A 16138-nucleotide genomic window follows, 5' to 3' on the forward strand; every position below is an offset into this window, starting at 1 on the left:
GTCAGCAGAGGGGAATCGACCACCATGCCTCAGGGCGAAGCCGCCGCGCCGCTGCGCGCCCTCAACGCGGCCGAATGGGACCGCACTTACGGCTCCGCCGTCGCCGGCTGGGACGAGGAGCCGCCGCCCGTGCTCGGCGAGATCCTCGCCGAGCACGCCCCGCCCCCGGCCCGCGTGCTGGACGTCGGCTGCGGGCTCGGCACCACGGCACGGTGGCTCGCCGACCGCTCCTACACCGTGACGGCCTGCGACTTCTCGGCCCGGGCGGTCGAGGCCGCCCGGCGTCGCACGCCGGCCGGTTCCGCGGTGCGCTACGAGGTCCTCGACGTCACCGACCACACTCCCCCGGACCCGTACCCGGTGGTCCTCGACCGCGGTGTGCTGCATACCCGTCCCACGCGCCACGAGCGTCGTACGTTCGCCGCGGCGATGGCCCGGATGTGCCGTCCCGGCGGGCTGTGGGTCCATGTCGGGGCCGCCGCCCTCAGCGAGGAGGACGCCCTGGACCAGTCCGCTGGGCCGTCCTGGACCACCGAGGAGACCTTCCGCGACACCGTGACGCCCTGGTTCACGGTGCTCGACCTCCGCGTCGCGGATTTCGGCCGCCGGAAGGGCATCACGGACTGGCCCGCCCGGTACGCCGTGCTCCGGCGGAAGGAGAACTGACACCGCCCGCACCGCACCGCCTGCTCGGTCCTCCCCGCGCGCCTACTTCCCGCGCAGCAGCGCGCACACGAAGTTCTCCTCCACGGTCCGCAGCCGCGCCAGCAGCTCCGGCTTGTTCGTCTTGTTGATCTGGGTGGTGAGGGAGACGGTCAGCGACCGCTTGCCGTCCGGGGTGGCGGCGATCAGCTGCGTGTAGCCGGGGAAGTTGCCCGTATGGCCGTACACGACGCCGCAGCGCGTGCTGTAGCGGAAGAGGGCGAGACCGGCCTTGTTCTGCCCGGGGCCCGCGGGCTCGGACGCGCCGTTCACCCAGTGCAGCTGCTGGTCCCGGGTCCGGTCGGAGATCAGCTTTCCGCCCGCGTAGCCCCGGATGAAGGCCGTCATGTCCTTCGGTGTCGAGATGATCCCGCCCGATGCCCACACGCCCGACGCGCTCAGCACCTCGCTGATGTCCTCGGGCGGGTTCGACGGGGTGACGTCGTACCCGTGCATGTACGGCTCGGGGATCCGGTAGCCCTGCGGCAGACTGGTGCCGCGCAGGTTCAGTGGGCGGTACACGAGCCGGTCGAGCAGCGCCTCGTAGCGCTGTCCCGTCGCCGCCTCGGCCATCAGGGCCACGGCGATGTTGTCGGAGTTGGAGTACGCGTACCGGGATCCCGGGCGGAATGCCGGCGGCTCGTCGGCGACGAAGTCCAACAGCCGTCGCGAGTCGAAGGGGCGGCGCGGATCCTCGGTCACCAGTTTCAGGAACTCCGGGTTCGTGCTGAAGTCCGGCAGGCCGCTGGTGTGGTTCAGGAGCTGGCGCAGCGTGATCCGGTGCCAGGCACGCGGCTGCCGGGGAAGCACCTTGCCGATGGTGTCGTCCAGGCGCAGCTCGCCGCGGTCCACGAGCCGCAGGGCGACGGCGCCGCTGTACGCCTTGGCCGTACTGGCGATGCGCATGTGGTCGGTGACCCGGATCGGGCGGCCGGAGCCGGTCTCGGCGACGCCGGCCCGGTACACCTCGGTGCGGGACCCGCGCTTGAGGACGGCGATCGCTCCGGGCGGGCCGTCGGGCGCGGTGGTCAGTTCCCGCAGCTGCCGGCGCAGTGCGCGGCTGTCGTCGGCGGGGTCGGGGGCCTGGCCGGCCCGGGCTGGGGCCTGCACGAGCCCGGTGACACAGGCGGCGGCCAGCAGGGCGACGAAGGGGAGGCGGACCTGCGGTGATCGGGGAAGCGGCACGGGATGGCTCCTGGAGCGGCGGCGCGGGAGGACGGGCGTCCAGCTTCACCCGGTGGTCGGGAATCCGCGCGCGGCTCTGCTCCATCCGGCCGTGAGCCCCGTCGTACGGGGGCGGTGCGCGGGCCCGCGCCGAGCCCGGCCCCGTCCCGCTCAGCCCACCACCGTGACCCGCACCCCCAGGTCGCCCAGGGCCGACAGCTCCCCCGTGGGTGCGTGGGAGTCGGTGATGAGGGTGTGCACGTCGGCTGCCGGGCAGATCTTGGCGAAGGTGGTCCTGCCGATCTTGGAGTGGTCGGCGACCACGACGGTGCGGCTGCCGTGGGCGGCGAAGGCGCGGTCGGTCGCGGCCTCCAACTGGTCGTACGTGGTGCAGCCATGGGCCGCGCCGATGCCGTCCACGCCGAGGAAGGCGATGTCCGTGTGGTGATCGGCGAGGGTCTTCTCGGCGATGGGGCCGACGAGCTCGTAGCTCTGGCTGCGGGCGGTCCCGCCGATCACGATCAGCGTGACGTGCGGGCGGAGCACCAGGTTGGCCGCGATGTTGACGGCGTTGGTGACGATGGTGACCGGGCCCCGGTCGGCGAGGATGCGGGCCACTTCGGTGGTGGTGGTGCCGCCGGTGAGGCCGACGACCGCGCCGTCGGGCACGAGGGCGGCGGCGGCCCGCGCGATGGCCTGTTTCTGCGGGGAGCGCTGGTCGGCGCGGTGCTGGAGGGGGAGCTCGATGCTCGATCCGCTGGGGAGCGCGCCCCCGTGCGTACGGTCGAGCAGCCGCTGCTCGCTCAGGTGCCGCAGATCGCGGCGGACCGTGGCCTGCGAGACGCCGAGCAACCGCGCGAGCTGTGTCACGTCGGCGCTGCCCTGCGCGGCGACGTGGTCGAGTATCCGCGCGTGGCGGTCGCTTCTGAGCACGCGGTGAGCATAGCCCTGACGAGCACGTTCGCTCATGGATCGCACACAATTCACGCGTGACCATGCACGGTTGGGCGGTGATTCGAGCAAAACCGATCCCTTGACATGGCTGAAGGGGATCGATTTACTCCCTGGCAACGCCGGTGTCGAGCACGCGGCGCAGAGGTACGCCCAGCCGGTAGTTGGCCTTCGCCATGAGCCCGGACTGAGTCGCCAGGGCCCCTTCGCGGGTTCCGAGGCGGGGCCGTGCCCCCCACAGCTGGAGCTCACCGATGAGCCTCAATCATGTTGTGCGCAGGTGTATGACGGCGGCCGCGGCCCTTACGGCCACCGCGGCGGCCTGCCTGCTCGCCCCCTCCTCCGCGGCGGCCGGTCCGTCGGCCGTCGAACTGCCCTCCCCGCGGGCCGGTTTCGACTACCAGATCGGCGGCGCCTACACCCCGCCCGCCGGCGTGCGGACCGTCAGCCGCGACCGCGGCGCCTCCCCCGTCGACGGCCTGTACAACCTCTGTTACGTCAACGCGTTCCAGGCCCAGCCGGGCGCCGAGCGGGAGTGGGACCCCGACCTGCTGCTGCGGGACGCGAACGGTGACGTCGTCTACGACGGCGACTGGGGCGAGGCCGTCCTCGACATCCGTACCGCCGACAAGCGCGAGCGCATCGCCGCCAAGGTCAACGGGTGGATCGACTCCTGCGCCGACAAGGGCTTCCAGGCCGTCGAGCCCGACAACTACGACACGTACACCCGCTTCCCCCACCAGCTGAAGGCGGGCCAGGCCAAGGCCTTCATCGCGCTGCTGTCCGCGCACGCCCACGCCGAGGGGCTGGCCATGGCGCAGAAGAACACGCCGGACCTGGCCGCCGACCGCGAGGAGACCGGCCTCGACTTCGCCGTCGCCGAGGAGTGCGGGGAGTGGGACGAGTGCGGGAAGTACACGGACGCGTTCGGTGATCACGTCCTCGTCGTCGAGTACTCGGCCGACGGTCTGCGCAAGGCCTGCGCGGGCTGGGGCGACCGGCTGAGCATCGTCCGCCGTGACGTCGGCGTCTCGCCCGCGGGCGGCAGCGGGTACCTCCGGCAGACCTGCTGAGCTCGACCGCCGGGGTGCCGGCCGCCGGGGTTCCGGACGTCCCGGAACCCGGCGTACCCGCCACTCGCCCCTCTCCGCCTCGCGCCCGACCCTCTGGAGGTAGTGATGTCAGCAGTCCCCCGCGCGCCCGGCGCCCTGACCCGGCGCGGTGTGCTGCGCGTCGGCGGTGCCGGTGCGCTCGCGGCGGCCGGCGGCGGCCTGGCCGGCTGCGCGGCGGGCGCCGCCGACGGAGCGGGTGACGACGGCCGCGTCACGATCCAGATGTGGCACGGCCAGAACGACACCGCGGCGAAGGTCATCAAGAGTCTGGCCGCGGAGTTCGAACGCCTCCACCCCGACATCCGCGTGGACATGGGCGGCGGAGTGCTGGCCGACGCCATGCTGCAGAAGGTGACGGCCGCGCTCGCCTCCGGCGCCTACCCCGACATCGCCTACGTCTTCGGCTCCGACCTCGCCAGCGTGGCCCGGAGCCCGCAGGTGGTCGACCTGACCGAACAGGTGCGGCGGGGACCGACGCCGTGGCGCAACTACCACGCGCCGGCCCGCGAGGCCGTCACCGTCAACGGCCGGGTCCGCGCGGTGCCCGCCCTCCTCGACGCCCTGGCCGTCGTCTGCAACAAGAAGGTGTTCGCCGAGGCCGGGGTCGAACTGCCCGAGGCGGGCTGGACCTGGCGGGAGTTCACCGACACCGCGCGCCGCCTCACCGACGCCGCCAAGGGGCGGTTCGGCACCGGCTGGCCCGGCACCGGCGACGAGGACACCGTGTGGCGGCTGTGGCCGCTGGTGTGGGACCTCGGCGGGGAGGTGATCGCGGAGGACGGGCGGAGCATCGGCTTCGAGAAGGAAGGCGTCCGCGCCCTGGAGGTCGTCAAGGAGCTGGCGGACGACAGAAGCGTCTACATCGACCCCAAGCCCGGCAGCGAGCAGATGTACCAGGTCTTCCTCTCCGGCCGGATGGGCATGGTGCCGACCGCCCCGTGGCAGCTGCCGGACATCGAGCAGGCCGAGGTCGACTACCACGTCGTCCCGCTGCCGACCTTCAGCCGCCGCCCCATGACCATCTCCGGGCCCGACACCTGGACGCTGTTCGACAACGGCGCCGCCCGGGTGAGGGCCGCCCGCACCTTCGTCACCTGGCTGACCCAGCCCGCCCAGGACAGCCGCTGGGACGTGGAGGCGGGGAGCCTGCCGCTGAGCCGTCGCAGCGAGGACCGCCCGGCCTGGCGCGCGCACGCCGCCCGTACCCCCGGCCTTTCCGTGTTCACCGAGGCGGTCGCCTCGGCCCGCGTACGCCCCGTGCACCCGGCCTACCCCCGCGTCTCGCGCGCCCTGGGGCAGGCCGTCGTCGCCGTGCTGCTCGGCCGCAAGAGCCCCGCCGACGCGGTGCGTTCCTGCGCCGAGGAGTCCAACGCCGCTCTGCTGATACCGCGTTGAGGACCTGACATGCCCCGACTTCCCGCACCACTGACCCTACCGCAGCAGTCGAGTGAACCCCAGCGTTCCGAAGAGCCTCAGGACTCCCGGCGTCGGAAGGAGCCGCACCATCGGCCGGAGCCGCGCGCCCTGCGCCGGCGACGCCGCGGGGAGGCGGCCACGGCCTGGGCGTTCGTCTCGCCCGGCGTGCTCGTCATCCTCGGCCTGAGCGTGCTGCCGGTCATCTGGTCGCTGCTGCTGTCCTTCCAGGCCAACGACCTTGTCACGCCCAGCCGTTGGGTGGGCCTCGACAACTACCACGCCCTGCGCCAGGACCCGAACTTCCACCAGGCCGTGCGGAACACCGTCCTCTACACGGTGCTGTACGTGCCCCTCAGCATCGCCATCGGGCTCGGCCTGGCCCTCGCGCTCAATCGGCGCATCCGCTTCGTCGGGCTCTACCGGACGCTGTTCTTCGTCCCCTTCGTCGTCTCCGCCACCGCACAGGGCGTGCTCTTCTCCTTCATCCTCGACCCGGAGTTCGGCGCGGCCAACTCGCTCCTGCACCACCTGGGCATCTCCCCGCAGGGCTTCCTCAGCGACCCCTCGCAGGCGCTGCCTCTCCTGGTCGTCATCACCCTGTGGAGCGGTACGGGCCTGTGCACGGTCATCTATCTGGCGGCGCTCCAGGACGTCCAGCAGTCCCTGGTCGAGGCCGCCCGGCTGGACGGTGCCGGGCGGGCGCAGATCCTGCGGCACGTGACGCTGCCGGCGCTCACCCCGGTGAGCGTGTTTTTGCTGCTGTGGCAGACCATCCAGTCGCTCCAGGTCTTCGACCTCGTCTACGTGACCACCAAGGGCGGGCCCCTGGGCTCGACCACCGTGATCGTCTACTTCATCTGGGAGCAGGCCTTCAAGGAGTTCACCGCCGGGTACGGAGCGGCCGCCGCCTACGTGCTCGCCCTGGCGCTGCTGCTCGCGGCCCTCGTGGTGCGCGTGGTCCGCCGCGAGCGCACCCCTCGTACGAAAGCAGCCACCTCATGACCGCGACCACCACCGAGCCGTCACCGCTCAGCTCCCGTCCGACGGCCCTCCCCACCGCGCGGCGCCGGCCCCGGCTTCCGTTCAGCGGCCGGCATCTGCTGCTCGCGCCCCTGGCCGCGCTGTTCGCCCTGCCCCTGGTGTGGCTCGTGCTCAGCTCGCTGATGAGCAACGCCGAGATCAACCGCTTCCCGCCGGCGCTCTGGCCCTCCAAGATCGACCTGGGCGGGTACACCTACGTCCTCGGCAACGCCATGTTCCCGCGCTGGCTGCTGAACTCGGTGATCGTCTCCGCGGTCGCCGTCACCTCCAACCTGGTGTTCGGGGTGCTCGGCGGCTACGCGTTCGCCCGGATGCGGTTCGCCGGTTCGCGGGTGCTGCTCGTCCTGATGATGGCGACCATGGCGATCCCGTTCCAGCTGACGATGATCCCCACCTTCCTGGTGATGAAGAAGCTCGGGCTCATCGACACGCTCGGGGCGCTGATCGTGCCCGCGCTCGTCACGCCGTTCGCGGTGTTCCTGCTGCGGCAGTTCTTCCTCTCGCTCCCCCGCGAGCTGGAGGAGGCCGCGTGGATCGACGGCTGCTCCCGGCTGCGGGTCATCCGGTCGATCGTCCTGCCGCTGGCGAGGCCGGCGCTCTCCACCGTCGCCGTACTGACGTTCCTCACCACATGGAACGACCTGACCTGGCCGCTGATCGCCATCAACCACGACACGCAGTACACGCTGCAACTGGGTCTGACCACCTTCCAGGGGCAGCACCACACCCGGTGGTCGGCGGTGATGGCGGGCAACGTCCTGACGGTCCTTCCGGTCCTCGTCGCGTTCCTCCTCGCGCAGAAGGCCTTCATCCGCTCGGTGACCTCCAGCGGCCTGAAGGGGTGATGGCGCCTCTTGCGATTCGGGGCTGACCGTCGACTCGGGTACGTCTGTGCGCCCGCCCTCCGCCCTCCGCCCTCCGTCACCTTCCGCCCGTCCGCCCGTCCGAAGGACAGCGATGCCCACCCCGTACGACCTGCTCGTCATCGGAGACGCCAACCCCGATGTCATCCTCGGCCCGCTCACCGAACCGCTCGCCTTCGGCCAGCGCGAACAGCTCACCGACTCCGGATCGCTCGTCGTCGGCGGCTCCGCCGCGATCATGGCCTGCGGGGCCGCCCGCCTCGGTCTGCGCGTGGCCTTCGCGGGCCGTGTCGGGGACGACGACGCGGGCCGTTACATGCGCGACGCCCTCACCGCGCACGGCGTCGACACCCGGGCCCTGACCCTGGACCCCGACCGGCCCACGCCCCTGACCGTCGTCCTCACCCGCGGTGACGACCGCGCCATCCTCACGGCGCCCGGCACCCTCACCACCACCAGCGGCCGGGACGTCCCCCGCGAGCTGCTGTCCGGCACCCGGCACGTCCACGCGGCCTCGTACTTCCTCCAGCCGAGGCTCGCCGACGACCTGCCGGAGCTGCTGCGCGCCGCCCGCGGCCACGGTGCCACGACGTCCCTTGACACTCAGGACGACCCGTCCGGACGCTGGGACGGGGCCGCCCTCGACGCGGCCCTGGAGCAGACCGACATCCTGCTGCCCAACGCCCGGGAGGCCATGCACCTCGCGGGCCCCGCCGCCGACACCCCGCAGCGGGCCGCCGCGCTCCTCGCCGATCGGGTCCCGCTCGTCGCCGTCAAGAACGGCGCGGACGGCGCCCTGTGCCACGACGGACGCTCGCTGATGAGCGCACCGGGCATCGCCGTGACGCCGACGGACACGGTCGGCGCCGGTGACAGCTTCGACGCCGGGTTCGTCGCCGCCACGCTCCGCCGTCAACCTCCGCACCGGGCACTGCAGTTCGCGGCCGCGTGCGGAGCCCTGTCCACGAGGGCCCTGGGCGGCACGGCCGCCCAGCCCACCTGGGACGAAACCCTCGCCCATCTCTCTGCCACCGGAGCACACGCGTCATGACCCGACCCAAGATCGCCTTCATCGGCGCCGGAAGCGTCGTCTTCACCCAGGGACTGCTCGCCGACCTCTTCGCCTTCCCGGAGCTGAAGAACGCGCACATCGCCCTGCACGACATCGACGCCGAGCGGCTGGCCACCGCCGAGGGCGCGGCCCGCCACATCGCGCGCGAGCTGCGCGCCGGTCCCCGCATCAGCGCCCACGCCGACCGCAGGGAAGCCCTGGACGGCGCCGACTTCGTCATCAACATCGTGCAGATCGGGATGGGCGAGTCCACGCGTACGGACTTCGACGTGCCGGCCCGGTACGGGGTGCGGCAGACCATCGGCGACACCCTCGGCGTCGGCGGCATCTTCCGCGCGCTGCGCACCTTCCCGTTCCTGAAGCGGCTCGGCGCGGACATCGCCGAACTCTGCCCCGACGCCTGGCTGCTCAACTACACCAACCCCATGGCCATGAACGTCCAGTACCTCACCGAGGCCACCGGCCTGACCAAGGTGGTCGGCCTGTGCCACTCGGTGTACTGGACCATGCAGGACCTGGCCAAGCTCGTGGGCGTCCCGTACGAGGAGATCACCTACCGGGCCGCCGGCGTCAACCACCAGGCGTGGGTGCTGCGTTTCGAGCACGAGGGCGCCGACCTCTACCCCCGTCTCGACGAACTCATCGCGCAGGACGGGCAGTTGCGGCGCCGGGTGCGGGTCGACATGTACCGGCGGCTCGGCTACTACCCGACCGAGACCAGCGAGCACTCCTCGGAGTACGTGCCCTGGTATCTGCACCACGACAGCGAGATCGAACGGCTGCGGCTGCCGGTCGGCGCCTACCTCGGCATCGTCGACGAGAACGTCGCCGAGTACCGGCACACCCGCGACGCGCTCGCCGACGGCGCACCGCTCGCCGTCGAGGGCACCATGGAGTACGCCCCGCAGATCATCCACAGCATGGTCACCGGTACGCCGCACACCGTCTACGGCAACGTCCCCAACCACGGCCTGATCGACAACCTGCCGGCCCACGGCGTCGTCGAGGTGCCCTGCCTGGTCGACGCGGCGGGCATCCAGCCGACCCGCGCCGGCGCCCTGCCGCCGCAGCTGGCGGCGCTCAACCGTACGTATCTGAGCATGAACGACCTCGTCGTCCGTGCGGCCGTCGACGACGAGCCGCGCCACATCCGCCACGCGGCCATGACGGACCCGGCCACGGCGGCGGCCTTGACGGTAAATCAGATCTGGCGGCTGTGCGACGACATGGTGCGGGCGCACTCGGATCTGCTGCAGCCGGCGCTGCGGGTGACGCTGATGGACGACTGAGTCCGGGGGACGACCGGGCAGCGCGGGTCGCCGCGGCGCCGGCTGCCCCGTCCCCACCCCTGACCGTCGCACCGCCCTCCCCTCCCACCCCCGTGCCTGCCCCCTCTCACTCCGTACAGGAAGCGACTTTCATGCCCCGCACGCCCGCCGCATCCCCGGCCTCCTCATCCCCCGCATCCCTCACGAGCCAGGAGATCGCCACTCAGCCGCAGTGCTGGAAGAACGCGCTCGGGCTCCTGCCCGACGTCGCCCCCGCGCTGCCGACGAGGGGTGAGCACGTCGCCGTGATCGGCTGCGGGACCTCGCTCTTCATGGCCCAGGCCTACGCCCACCTGCGCGAGGACGCCGGGCACGGGCCCACCGACGCCTTCCCCGCGTCGGCCGCCCGGCTGAGCCGGCGCTACGACCGGATCATCGCCCTGACCCGCTCGGGCACCACCACCGAGATCCTCACCGCGCTCGCCGGCGCCGACCCGGCCGCCCGCGTCACCACGATCACGGCGGTGCCCGACTCACCGGCCGCGCGCGTGGCCCACGACGTCATCGCGCTGGAGGAGGCCGACGAACGCTCCGTCGTCCAGACCCGCTACCCCACGACCCAACTGATCCTTCTCATGGCCCACTTGGGCCACCCGGTCGAGCGGGCACAGGCCGACGTCGAATCCGCGCTCGGTGCCCCGCTCGACCCGGAACTGCTGAGGGCCGAGCAGATCACGTTCCTCGGCGAGGGCTGGCAGGCGGGGCTCGCCCACGAGGCCGCCCTCAAGGTGCGCGAGGCCGCGGCCCACTGGACGGAGTCCTACCCGGTCCCGGAGTACCGGCACGGTCCCATCGCCGTCGCGGGCCCCGGCCGGGCCGTGTGGAGCCTCTCCCCGCTGCCCGCGGAACTCGCGCAGCGCATCGAGGGCACCGGTGCCCATCTGCGGCGACCGGAGATGGACCCGCTCGCGGAACTCGTCCTCGCACAGCGCCTGGCCGTACGGCTCGCCGAGGACGCCGGGCGCGATCCCGACCGCCCGGCCCATCTGACGCGGTCCGTGGTCCTGGCCTGACCGGGGCCCGCCCCGCGCCCGGCGTCCTCCGCGTCCGTGTCCCCTCCTGCTCTCCTGCTCTCCTGCCCCCGATCCCCCGTCCGCCCGAACCCGGAGCTCACACCATGCCTCTGGTCAGCCCGTACGACATGCTCCACAGCACCTTCGCCGCGGTGGGCGCCTTCAACGTGGCCCTCATCGAGCAGTTGGAGGCCATCCTCATCGGTGCCGAGCGGGAACGGCTGCCGGTGATCGTGCAGATCAGCGAGAACGCCGTCGCCCACCACGGCTCCCTGGGCCCGCTCGCGGCGGCGGCCCGCACCGCTCTCGGCGACGCGTGCGTGCCCGCGGCCCTGCACCTGGACCACGCCACCCGCCCCGACCTGATCGAGGAGGCGGTCTCCCTGGGCTTCACGTCCGTGATGTACGACGGCGCCGCGCTCTCCTGGCAGGAGAACGTCGCCCACACCCGCCGCATCGCACGCCACTGCCGGGAGCACGGCGTGTTCCTGGAGGCGGAGCTCGGTGAGATCGGCGGCAAGGACGGCGCGCACGCGCCCGGGGTGCGCACCGATCCCGGCGAGGCGGCGCGGTTCGTGGCGGACACCGGCGTGGACGCCCTCGCGGTGGCGGTCGGCACGTCGCACCACATGACGGAACGCACCGCCCGACTCGACCTGGAGCTCGTACGGGAGTTGCGGGCGGCGGTGCCGGTGCCGCTCGTCCTGCACGGTTCGTCGGGCGCCGACGACGCGACACTGGCCGCGGCGGCGACGGCGGGGATCCGCAAGATCAATATTTCGACGCACCTCAACACGGTCTTCACCGCGGCGGTGCGCGATGTGCTGATGTCCGGGCCCGAGGTCGTCGATCCGCGGCGCTATGTGGGCCGGGGACGTGCGGCGATGGCGACGGAGGTGGCCAGGCTGCTGCGGCTCTTCGCCTCTTAGGTGCCTGCCGTAGATTGACGCCATGTCTTCTGCACTTGTGGTGGGTTACGACCCAGAGGCGATTCCCGGAGCCGACGCGGAGGGCCTTCGTCAGGCCCTGGACCAGGAACTGGCCCGGTTCGGGGAGCACGGCATCGACGCGGCCATGGCGCTGGTCGTGTACGGCGAGACGGCCGAGCCCACACTCGTCGCGTCGCTCACCGAGCGGGCGTGGGACGTGGTGGTCGTCGGCGCGGGGATACGCAGGACGGAACAGTTGCTGCCGCTCTTCGAGCAGACGGTGAACCTGATACGGCGTCATGCGCCGCAGGCGGCGGTCGCGTTCAACACGAGTGGCGGGGACAGCGTGGAGGCGGCTCAGCGCTGGCTCTGAGAGTGCCGTGTGTCAGAGGGGGCGTGCTGGGGGGCGGGCCGGGCGGGCTGTCATTGCGGTGAGTGCCCCGCGCACCCGATGCGCTCCAGGGCCTTGCGGGCGGCGAGGTAGCCGGCGACCTTGAACGCCAGCTCGTGGGAGCCGAACGCGTCGGCGCGGGCACGCCGCAGCACCACCCGCGTGGCGGTCACGATTCCGTGTTCGGGCAGGCTCAGTTGTTCCTGGATGCCGGCGGCCGCGGCAGCGAAGAAGCGGGGCAGGTCATCGGCAGGTTCGTACTCCACCGTCAGCCCGCTGGCCGTCTGAAAGACGAAGCCCTCGGCCGCGGGCTCGAAATCGACATCGATCTCCGCGAATTGCGGCGCGCAGTTCTGCCGTCGATGCAGCACGCGCACGCCGCGGATCGGATACGGCGGAAACCGGGGCGACTCTGACGTCATACCGGAACGCTACCCAAAGAGGCCGCGGGCGATGGCACCTTGCAGGAGGACTTGTCCGTTCGAGAGACGACCGCGTCAGGACAGCTCCTCCGCGAGGAGGTCCATCAGCAATCCGTCCTGCCAGGCGCTGGTCCGGTGATCGCGCCAGTACGCTCGCATGATTCCCACGGGCTTGAAGCCGACCTTGGTGTAACAGCGGATCGCCGCGGTGTTGGCCGCGGCGGGATCGATGGTCAGCCGGTGATGGCCGCGTTCTCCCACCAGCCACCGGGCCAGTGTGCGCACCGTATCGGCACCGAGTCCCTTCCCGTGGTGCGTGGCCGTCAAGAAGACGTCGATGCCTGCGCGACGGAACTCGGGATCGGTCTCTTCGTCGTACTGGACGGCGCCGATGACCTCACCCTCGAAGACGACGGCCAGCATGTCCTCGTAGTCGTCCGGGGGCGACCACCACGCCGCGACCTCCGGTTCGCGTACGACCCTTGCGAGGATCTCGGTATCACCCTCGGTCACGGTCCGCAGTACGACCTTGTCCCCGTAGAGCTCCATGCCTTGATTCTTCCTTCCCGCACTGGGTCCTCGATGCATTGCTGAAGGGGGCCGGCGTCGCCGGGTGCCTCAACTCGGCTTGACCGCCAGCGTCGCGAAGTAGTGCGACATGTAGGGGGCGGACGCGTTGGACTGGTGCGGCGCCTCGGTGAAGCCGGTGAGGACGAACCCCGCGGCGAGTTGGCCGGCGATCTGGTCGGTGAGGGTGTGGCTGTATTCGAGTGGGGCCTCCGCGCCGAACTTCTCGGCGCGTTCCTCGGCGGAGTAGTGCGTGACGTCGCTGTAGGGCAGCTTGTGCACGACGTTCAGCTCGCCGCGTTGGTCGAGCGCCTCGTGGTCGAACAGATACACATCAGGGTTGAGGAAGCCCGCGAGCAGAGTTCCGCCCGGCCGCAGGACGCGGAAGCACTCACGCCACACCGACGCGATGTCCGGTACGAACACGTTGGAGACCGGATGGAAGACCACGTCGAATGTGGCGTCGCCGAAGGCGCTGAGGTCGCGCATGTCGCCCAGGACGGTGCGCAGTTCGAGTCCGTCGCGCGCCGCCACCAGCTGGTCCTGGCCGAGCTGGCGGGGTGAGTTGTCGAATACGGTGACGCGTGCCCCTGCGGCGGCGAGGACCGGCCCCTGCTGACCGCCACCGGAGGCCAGGCACAGCACGTCCTTGCCGGTCAGGTCCGTCGGCAGCCAGGAGCGGTCGACCGGCTGATGCCCGATGAGCACCATCGACCAGTCGCCCCGCCGGGCGCGCTCGACATCCTCGGCGCTCACCGGCCTCGACCACTCGTTGCCCTCCTGGACACACTTGTCCCAGGCCGCCCGATTATGGGCAATCGGTGCGGGGTGGGGGCTCAACGAAATTAGCGGTCGCCGAGGTGTTCAGGGACTGGACGGGTGGCTCGATGGGTGGTCGTGCGGCAAGTGGTCGCAGGGCGTACGAGCCGGTTGTGCGGTTCCTGGGCCGCCCCCTCAACCCACCACGCCGGGCGCGGTGGCGGCCGTGGACGCATCCCCGGCTGACCTCAAAGTGCAGTACCCGCACGGGCCGGCCTGGCGCTGCGCTTCGGCCGGAACGTTCGCGTCGATCTCGGCCAACGCCCTGGCCCCGTCACCCATCACGTATTCGGCGGTGTCGTAGGCATCGTGGAGCACGGCGCTCAAGCCGGCCTCGCGGACAACGGCCTTACGCCGAGCCACTGTTCCGCGCCGTAGGCCTCGTACCGCTCCTCCTCATGGAAGCCCAGTCTCGACGCCAGGCGCATCGAGCGTGTGTTGGCGGCCTGCGTGGCGAGCACCACCGGTTCACCCGGAAGCGCGGCGCCGAGCCAGTCGAGTGCCGCCGTGCATGCCTCGGTCGCGTACCCGTGGCCCCACGCCTCCGGCAGGAACAAGTAGCCGAGTTCGACCCTCCCGGCGGCCTGACGAAGATGGCCCGTGTCCCTGTAGAGGGTGACCTGGCCGATGATCGCTCCGTCGAGATCGATTATGAATCTCCCGGGACGTCGGCCGGGTGGTCCCGGCATCTCACGTTCCAACTGGTCACGCGATTGCGGTCCGCCGAGGTAGTGGCCCACCTCGGGCGATGCCAGCAGGTCTATGAGCGCGGCACGGTCCCCGGGCTCCGGCTCACGGAGCACGAGCCTCTCGGTCCTGATCGGAGCAGGGGGCCAGGCGACGGGGCCGAGCTCAGTCATGCCGAGCAGCCAATCACCTGGCCTCGTGGCGATCAAGGCTTTCGGAGCACCGGTCACGTCGTACCGCTGAACACGACTCGCGCCCCATCCGTATCCAGAAGCCGTACACGGCTCCGGGAGCCATTCGTTCCAGGAGGCATACGCGGCTCCAGGCGCCGCGTACGGCCCGGCACCCGTCGGTGATCGCACCACCCGGTACCCGCACAGGAGGCGACGAGTTGAGGCACAAGCGAATATCCAGGCGCAAGGCCGTCCTGACAGGAGCTGCCGCGATGAGCGTCCTGACGGCAGGCCTCCTGTTGCAGCACGCCGACGCCTCCCCAACCAGGAAGCCCGGGGCCGCCCCCGCCGAAAGGATGAGCGGCGCCTCGGCGGCAAAGCTGCTCGGGCCGCTGGCCGCCCAGCTCGGCGACGCCTACGGCGGTGCGTTCTACGACACGGACAAGCGGCGACTCGTCGTCAACGTCGTCGGTGGCGGCGCCGACACCCGCGTCACCGAAGTCGGCGCCGTGGCGCGGAACGTGCGGAACAGTGCCGGTGAACTCAAAGCCGCCGCACACACGTTGGCCGGACGGGCCACCATGTCCGGCACCTCGTGGGCCGTTGACCCTCGGACCAATCAAGTCCTGGTCACAGCCGACCGCACGGTCGTCGGCAAGCGATGGGACCGGCTCGAGGCGGCCGTCGAGTCCCTCGGCGCCGGGATGGCCCGCATCCAGAAGTCCGCAGGGGAGTTCAAGACGTTCGCCGCAGGCGGTGACGCCATCTTCGGGGGTGGCGCGCGCTGCTCGCTCGGTTTCAACGTGACGACGGAGGACGGCAGCCCCGGCTTCCTCACCGCCGGTCACTGTGCCGTCGCCGCCCAGGCGTGGTCGGAGGAAGCGGAAGGCGCGCCCATCGGGACCGTCCGGACCGCGACGTTCCCGGGCGACGGCGACTTCGGTCTCGTCACCTACGACGGCGCGGCCACGGACGCCCCGAGCGTCGTCGATACGGGGGATGGCGGGACCACCCAGATCGTGCGGGCCGCCGACGCGACGGTGGGCCTTGAGGTCTCCCGCATGGGCAGCACGACCGGCCTCCAGGACGGCGTGGTCACCGGGCTCGACGCCACGGTGAACTACCCGGAGGGAACTGTCACCGGGCTCATCCAGACCGACGTCTGTGCGGAACCGGGGGACAGCGGCGGCCCGTTGTTCACCGTTGACGGAGGTGGCGCCGGGAGCGGCGACGGCTCCGGCGCCGGTACCGGAAGCGCCGTCGGCCTCACCTCGGGCGGCAGCGGCGACTGCACCGCGGGTGGCGAGACCTTCTTCCAGCCCGTGCCCGCCGCGCTGAGCGCCGTCGGCGCGGAGATCGGCGACAGCGGCAACGGCAACGACTGACCGTCGAGCAGGGGCCGGCGGGGCACCGAAGTGACCTCGCCGGCAACCGGCCTGACGGCACCCCGGCCGTTACGGTCGCCCCGGACTCGCCATTGCCCACCTC

18 protein-coding genes are annotated in these 16138 nt (G+C 71.5%); 11 read left to right on the top strand and 7 right to left on the bottom strand.

Going from position 1 to position 16138, the window contains the following annotated elements:
- Nucleotides 1-24: 24 nt before the first annotated feature.
- Nucleotides 25-666 carry a class I SAM-dependent methyltransferase gene (locus tag ACZ6B8_RS34655; protein ID WP_471609739.1) on the top strand — a complete coding sequence of 214 codons (642 nt, stop codon included), beginning with the start codon at nt 25-27 and terminating at the stop codon, nt 664-666.
- Nucleotides 667-708: 42 nt separating this feature from the next.
- Here the strand turns inward: ACZ6B8_RS34655 and ACZ6B8_RS34660 are convergent, their stop codons facing one another.
- Both ACZ6B8_RS34660 and ACZ6B8_RS34665 read right to left on the bottom strand, forming a co-directional pair.
- The gene (locus ACZ6B8_RS34660) at nt 709-1887 is read right to left on the bottom strand and encodes a serine hydrolase domain-containing protein (RefSeq protein WP_471072003.1); all 1179 of its coding nucleotides are present in this window, start codon (nt 1885-1887) and stop codon (nt 709-711) included.
- 150 nt (nt 1888-2037) lie between these two features.
- A complete protein-coding gene (locus ACZ6B8_RS34665; protein ID WP_471072006.1) occupies nt 2038-2799 on the bottom strand; it encodes a DeoR/GlpR family DNA-binding transcription regulator in 762 nt (253 codons plus the stop codon).
- Between the two features lie 302 nt (nt 2800-3101).
- On the opposite strand from ACZ6B8_RS34665, the gene ACZ6B8_RS34670 reads away from it, so the two are divergent.
- From ACZ6B8_RS34670 to ACZ6B8_RS34710, 9 genes are all read left to right on the top strand, one after another.
- Nucleotides 3102-3890, top strand: coding sequence for an endo alpha-1,4 polygalactosaminidase (locus ACZ6B8_RS34670; protein ID WP_471609740.1), 789 nt, complete (start codon nt 3102-3104; stop codon nt 3888-3890).
- 105 nt (nt 3891-3995) lie between these two features.
- Nucleotides 3996-5324, top strand: coding sequence for an ABC transporter substrate-binding protein (locus tag ACZ6B8_RS34675; RefSeq protein WP_471609741.1), 1329 nt, complete (start codon nt 3996-3998; stop codon nt 5322-5324).
- A gap of 9 nt (nt 5325-5333) precedes the next feature.
- A complete protein-coding gene (locus tag ACZ6B8_RS34680) occupies nt 5334-6347 on the top strand; it encodes a carbohydrate ABC transporter permease (RefSeq protein WP_471609742.1) in 1014 nt (337 codons plus the stop codon).
- The gene (locus tag ACZ6B8_RS34685) at nt 6344-7231 is read left to right on the top strand and encodes a carbohydrate ABC transporter permease (protein ID WP_471072017.1); all 888 of its coding nucleotides are present in this window, start codon (nt 6344-6346) and stop codon (nt 7229-7231) included. The genes ACZ6B8_RS34680 and ACZ6B8_RS34685 overlap by 4 nt, the downstream gene beginning before the upstream one ends.
- 112 nt (nt 7232-7343) lie before the next feature.
- Nucleotides 7344-8300: a carbohydrate kinase family protein gene (locus ACZ6B8_RS34690; protein WP_471609743.1), complete on the top strand. Its 957-nt coding sequence runs from the start codon at nt 7344-7346 to the stop codon at nt 8298-8300.
- Complete coding sequence (gene melA / locus ACZ6B8_RS34695; protein ID WP_471609744.1) at nt 8297-9610, top strand: alpha-galactosidase; 1314 nt, start codon at nt 8297-8299, stop codon at nt 9608-9610. Before ACZ6B8_RS34690 ends, melA begins: the two co-directional genes overlap by 4 nt.
- A 131-nt stretch (nt 9611-9741) precedes the next feature.
- A complete protein-coding gene (locus ACZ6B8_RS34700) occupies nt 9742-10662 on the top strand; it encodes an SIS domain-containing protein (protein WP_471609745.1) in 921 nt (306 codons plus the stop codon).
- Between the two features lie 104 nt (nt 10663-10766).
- Nucleotides 10767-11591: a class II fructose-bisphosphate aldolase gene (locus ACZ6B8_RS34705; protein WP_471609746.1), complete on the top strand. Its 825-nt coding sequence runs from the start codon at nt 10767-10769 to the stop codon at nt 11589-11591.
- 22 nt (nt 11592-11613) lie between these two features.
- Nucleotides 11614-11964, top strand: a complete 351-nt coding sequence (locus ACZ6B8_RS34710; protein ID WP_471609747.1) for a hypothetical protein — start codon at nt 11614-11616, stop codon at nt 11962-11964.
- A 50-nt stretch (nt 11965-12014) separates the two neighbouring features.
- Here the strand turns inward: ACZ6B8_RS34710 and ACZ6B8_RS34715 are convergent, their stop codons facing one another.
- From ACZ6B8_RS34715 to ACZ6B8_RS34735, 5 genes are all read right to left on the bottom strand, one after another.
- Nucleotides 12015-12404: a hypothetical protein gene (locus ACZ6B8_RS34715; RefSeq protein ID WP_471609748.1), complete on the bottom strand. Its 390-nt coding sequence runs from the start codon at nt 12402-12404 to the stop codon at nt 12015-12017.
- A 75-nt stretch (nt 12405-12479) separates the two neighbouring features.
- A complete protein-coding gene (aac(6'), locus tag ACZ6B8_RS34720; protein WP_471609749.1) occupies nt 12480-12953 on the bottom strand; it encodes an aminoglycoside 6'-N-acetyltransferase in 474 nt (157 codons plus the stop codon).
- 69 nt (nt 12954-13022) lie between these two features.
- On the bottom strand, nt 13023-13727 hold the full coding sequence (locus ACZ6B8_RS34725; RefSeq protein ID WP_471609750.1) for a class I SAM-dependent methyltransferase: 705 nt from the start codon (nt 13725-13727) through the stop codon (nt 13023-13025).
- 198 nt (nt 13728-13925) lie between these two features.
- Nucleotides 13926-14117 carry a hypothetical protein gene (locus tag ACZ6B8_RS34730; protein WP_471072045.1) on the bottom strand — a complete coding sequence of 64 codons (192 nt, stop codon included), beginning with the start codon at nt 14115-14117 and terminating at the stop codon, nt 13926-13928.
- Nucleotides 14114-14650 (bottom strand): GNAT family N-acetyltransferase, encoded by a 537-nt coding sequence (locus ACZ6B8_RS34735; protein ID WP_471609751.1) that lies wholly within the window; start codon nt 14648-14650, stop codon nt 14114-14116. Before ACZ6B8_RS34735 ends, ACZ6B8_RS34730 begins: the two co-directional genes overlap by 4 nt.
- 272 nt (nt 14651-14922) lie before the next feature.
- Between ACZ6B8_RS34735 and ACZ6B8_RS34740 the strand changes: the two genes are divergently transcribed.
- Nucleotides 14923-16035, top strand: coding sequence for a S1 family peptidase (locus ACZ6B8_RS34740; protein WP_471609752.1), 1113 nt, complete (start codon nt 14923-14925; stop codon nt 16033-16035).
- Nucleotides 16036-16138 lie beyond the last annotated feature (103 nt).

Source organism: Streptomyces sp. NPDC041122 (genome assembly GCF_055592445.1).